The organism is Micromonospora sp. I033, from assembly GCF_053890995.1.
In genome coordinates this window covers 1-4,455 of the sequence record NZ_JBSSLX010000321.1, presented here as the reverse complement: position 1 = coordinate 4,455, position 4,455 = coordinate 1, and the positions used below count along the sequence as shown (strand labels likewise).

Annotated in this window: 4 protein-coding genes and 1 pseudogene; all 5 read left to right on the top strand. The window is 76.6% G+C overall.

Features of this window, described 5'->3' with window-relative positions; all coding sequences use genetic code 11:
• A pseudogene (locus ACW0Q9_RS29305) lies at positions 1-2,384 on the top strand (hypothetical protein); the annotation flags it as partial.
• On the top strand, positions 2,381-3,046 hold the full coding sequence (locus ACW0Q9_RS29300) for a sigma factor-like helix-turn-helix DNA-binding protein (protein WP_456186809.1): 666 nt from the start codon (positions 2,381-2,383) through the stop codon (positions 3,044-3,046). The pseudogene ACW0Q9_RS29305 and the gene ACW0Q9_RS29300, both read left to right, overlap by 4 nt.
• The gene (locus ACW0Q9_RS29295) at positions 3,043-3,465 is read left to right on the top strand and encodes a helix-turn-helix domain-containing protein (RefSeq protein ID WP_456186807.1); all 423 of its coding nucleotides are present in this window, start codon (positions 3,043-3,045) and stop codon (positions 3,463-3,465) included. Before ACW0Q9_RS29300 ends, ACW0Q9_RS29295 begins: the two co-directional genes overlap by 4 nt.
• A gap of 35 nt (positions 3,466-3,500) precedes the next feature.
• Positions 3,501-3,920 (top strand): VOC family protein, encoded by a 420-nt coding sequence (locus ACW0Q9_RS29290; RefSeq protein WP_456186805.1) that lies wholly within the window; start codon positions 3,501-3,503, stop codon positions 3,918-3,920.
• A 67-nt stretch (positions 3,921-3,987) separates the two neighbouring features.
• Positions 3,988-4,455, top strand: a 468-nt coding sequence (locus ACW0Q9_RS29285) for a histidine phosphatase family protein (RefSeq protein ID WP_456186803.1), incomplete at its 3' end; no start/stop codon positions are given.

The window sequence follows — 4,455 nt, the reverse complement described above, 5'->3', positions numbered from 1 at the left end:
CGGTGGCCGGGCAGGACGCCGACGACCCGGTGCTGGCGCTGCTCGACGCCGCCGCAGTGATGACCGACGTGGTCTCCTTCTACACCGAGCGGATCGCGCAGGAGGCGTACCTGCGCACCGCCACCGAGCTGGCCTCGGTGCGCCACCTCGCCGGCATGATCGGCTACCAGCCGCGCCCCGGCGTCGCCGCCGCCGCGGACATCGCCTTCGACGTGGAGGACGCGCCGGGCGCACCGTCGCAGGTGGACGTGCCCGCCGGCACCCCGGTGCAGTCGGTGCCCGGGCCCGGCGAGCTGCCGCAGACCTTCGAGACCGGCGCCGACCTGCGCGCGTACGCGGCGTGGAACGCGATCCCCGGCGCCACCGCCGGGCCGCAGGAGATCGACTTCGCCGCCGACGCGATCTGGCTGCGCGGCACCGCGCTCGGCGTGCGGGCCGGCGACGGCGTGCTCGTGGTCGGCGCCGAACGCCGCCGCTACGGGCGCACCCCCGCGCACAGCCGGGGCGCCGCCGACCGGCGGCGCGACGACGAGCGCTGGGACTTCCGCATCGTCACCGCGGTGGAGGAGGGCCCGCCCGGCCTGGCCGGCTGGACCCGGTTGACGTTGGCCGAGCGGATCGGCTGGCGGCGCTCGACGCCGCTGACCGCCGAGGAGGGCGTGCAGGTGCACGCCTTCGCCGCCCGGACCAACCTGTTCGGCTGGAACGCGCCGATGGCCGGCCTGCTCGCCGGGAACGACCCGCCGCCGCCCGGCATCACCAACGGCGAGTGGGACGACATCGACAACCCGTTCCCGCCCGGCACGCCGGCCCCCGCCGACGTGGTGGAGGTCGACGGCGACCACCCCCGGATGGTGCCCGGCTCCTGGCTGCTGCTCGAACGCCCCGACTACCGCGAGCTGTACGCCGTCGAGGCGGCCGACCCGGCCGGCGGCTCCCGGTTCGGGGTGAGCGGCCGGACCACCCGGCTGCGCGTCGACATCACCGAGAACCTGGACACCTTCGGTCGCCGGGACACCCTGGTCCGTGGCGAGTCCCGGCCGCTGCCGGCGGCGGAGCGGCCCCTCGTGGAGCCGGTCGGCGGGAGGCGGCTCCCCCTGGTCGCCACCGACCCGCCGCTGGCCGCCGGCCGCCGGGTGGTGGTGACCGGGTTCCCGCCCGGCGGGCCGCCCGCCGACCCGCTCGTCGCGGCGGCCACGGCGCCACCGCTGGCCGAGAGCGCGGTGGTGCTGGCCTGTGCGGTCGCCGCCGACGGCCGGACCATGACCGTCGACCTGGACCGCGACCTCACCCTCCGGTACGACCCGCGTGGCCTGCGGGTGCGCGGCAACGTCGCGCCGGCCACCCACGGTGAGACCGTCGTCCAGCCGCTCGGCAGCGGCGACCCCACCGTCGCCTTCCAGCGCATGCGCACCCGGCGCGGCCCGCTCACCCACGGCCGCGACGACAGCCCCGCCGGCGCGCGCAGCACCCTGGAGGTCCGGGTCGACGGGGTGCGCTGGGACGCGGTGCCCGCGCTGGACGCCGCCGGCCCGCACGACCGGGTGCACACCGAACGGCTCGACGACGAGGGCCTGGCCACGGTCACCACCGGCGACGGCCGGCACGGCGCCCGGCTGCCCGGCGGCGTGGAGAACGTGGTGGCCACCTACCGGGTCGGGGTCGGCGGCGCCGGCGCGGTCGGGGCCGGCCAGCTCAGCATCCTGCCCCGCCGCCCCTACGGGGTGCGGGCCGCTGGCAACCCGGCCCCGGCCCGCGACTGGGCCGACCCGGAGCAGCTCGACGCGGCGCGGGCGCACGCCCCGCTGCGGATCCGCACCCTGGACCGCGCGGTCTCGGTGGCCGACCACGAGGACTTCGCGGCCGGCTTCGCCGGGGCCACCCTGGCCCGCGCCGACGACGTGTGGGACGGCCGGGAGCCAGTGGTCGTGGTCTCCGCGCTCGGCGCGGCGGCCGGTGGCGGGGCCGCCCCGGCCGGGCCGGAGCTGGTCGGCGCGCTGCGCGCCGCCCTGGTGGCCGCCCGGGACCCGGGCACCCGGCTCGCCGTGCTGGCCGGCGAGACCGTCCCGTTCGGACTGCACGTCGACCTCGCGCACGACCCGGCGTACCCGCGGGCCGACGTGGAGGCCGCCGTCAGGGCCGCGCTGGCCGCCGCGTACACCCCGCCGGCGCTGGGCTTCGCCACCGGCGTGGTGGCCTCCCGGGCCCTGGTCACCGTCCGGGCGGTGCCCGGCGTCCGTGCCTGCACCCTGCCCCGGCTCGCCGCGCCGCCCGGCGGCGCCACCACCGACCTGCTGGCCGCGCTGCCCGGCCGGTTCGCCGGCACGCTGCGCCCCGCCCAGGCGCTCACCCTCGCCCAGGTGACGATCGGGGTGATGTCGTGACCGAACCCGCCCTGCGCCGCCTGCTCGACCTGGTCCCGGTGCACCTGCTCGCCCGCGACGCGCAGGCCGACGGCGGCGGGCGGGACCCGGAGCAGGAGGCGCTGCTCGCCGAGTCGGTCGGCCAGGCGCTCGAGGTGGTGCTGACCACCCTCGGCCCCACCGAGCGGTTGGTGTTCGTGCTCCACGACATGTTCGCCGTCTCCTTCGAGGAGATCGCGCCGGTGGTGGACCGCACCACGCCGGCGGTGCGGCAGATCGCCAGCCGGGCCCGCCGCCGGGTGCAGACCCGGTCGGCCGATCCGGTCGCCGACCCCACCCGTCAGCGCCGGGTGGTCGAGGCGTTCCTCGCCGCGTCCCGGGAAGGCCGCTTCGACGACCTGGTCACCCTCCTCGACCCGTACGTGGTGCTGCGCGCCGACGCCGCCGCGGTGCGGATGGGCGGGACCGCCGAGTCGCGCGGCTCCTCGGTGGTGGCCGACTTCTTCAACGGCCGGGCGCAGGCCGCCGTCCCCGCCTTCGTGGACGGGATGCCCGGCGCGGTGGTCGTCGTGGACGGCCGGACCCGCCTCGCGCTCAGCTTCACGGTCACCGACCGGATCATCGCCATCGAGGTGGTGGCCGACCCCGACCAGCTCCGCGAACTCGACCTGGCGGTCGGATGAGCCGGGCCGTCGAGGAGTCGAACCGGGCGATGCTGCGCGCCCGCGACGCCATGGACCGGGCGTACGCGGAGCCGCTCGACGTGCCGGCGCTGGCCCGGATCGCACACGTCTCGGCGGCGCACCTCATCCGCACCTTCCGGGCCACCTTCGGCGAGACCCCGCACCGCTACCTGCAACGCCGCCGTGTCGAGCGGGCCATGTACCTGCTGGTGCAGACCGACCACCCGGTCACCGAGGTCTGCCACCTGGTCGGCTTCGGCAGCCTCGGCACGTTCAGCCGGACCTTCCGCGACATCGTCGGTGAGTCGCCGTCGGCCTACCGGCGGCGCAAGGCGCCCGCGGCGGGCGTGCCGAGCTGCTTCACCAAGGCGTGGATGCGGCCGAGCGCGGCGGCCGGCGAACCCGTCACTTTTGGATAAGCAGCAGGTCAGCGGGTTGCTCTAGCGTTTCGGGCATGACGATGACCTCGATTTCCCGCTCCCAGATCTACGTCCTCGACCAGGACGAGGCGCTCGACTTCTACGTCGGCAAGCTCGGCCTCGAGGTGAACACCGACCAGGACCTCGGCTTCATGCGGTGGCTCACGGTCAACGTGCCGGGCGACCCGGCGCACGAGATCCTGCTGGAGAAGCCCGGCCCGCCGGCTCTCGACCCGGCCACCGCCGAGCGGGTCCGGGAGTTGCTGACCAAGGGCGCGATGAGTGGCTGGCTCTGCCTCACCACCGATGACGCGCACAAGACGTACGAGGACCTGGTGGCCAAGGGCGTGGACGTCACCGACGAGCCGACCGAGCGGCCGTACGGGATCGACTTCGGGATCCGCGACCCGTTCGGCAACCGGATCCGCATCGGTCAGATGCACCCCCGCGCCTGACCGGCGGGACCTCGCGGCCGGGAGCGGGCGGCTAGTCTCGCCTCTCCCGACCGTGGAGGTGACCCGAGTGCCCAGCCGACTGCTCTACCTCGTCCGGCACGCCGAGCAGGACCGGCCGGAGGACGGCGCGGACACCGGCCTCTCCGAGCGGGGGCGCCGGCAGGCGACCCTGCTGGCCGAGCGGCTGCGGGGCACGCCGTTCGCCGCCGTTCACCACGGTCCGGCGCGGCGGACCGCGGAGACCGCGAAGCTGGTCTGCGCCGCGCTGCCGGGCGTCCCGGTGCACGAGGACGACCGCGCCGGGGACCACCTGCCGCACGACACCGACCCGGCCGGGCTGCCCGAGGCGTACGCGAACTTCCTGGCGGGTTTCACCGAGCGTGAGCGGGCCGACGGGCCGCGCCGGACGGCGGAGGCCGTGGCCCGGTTCGCGACCGCACCCACCGAGGGCGACGTGCGCGAGCTGATCGTCACGCACAACTTCCTGGTCGCCTGGCTGGTCCGGCACGCGCTGGAGGCCCCGGAACGACGCTGG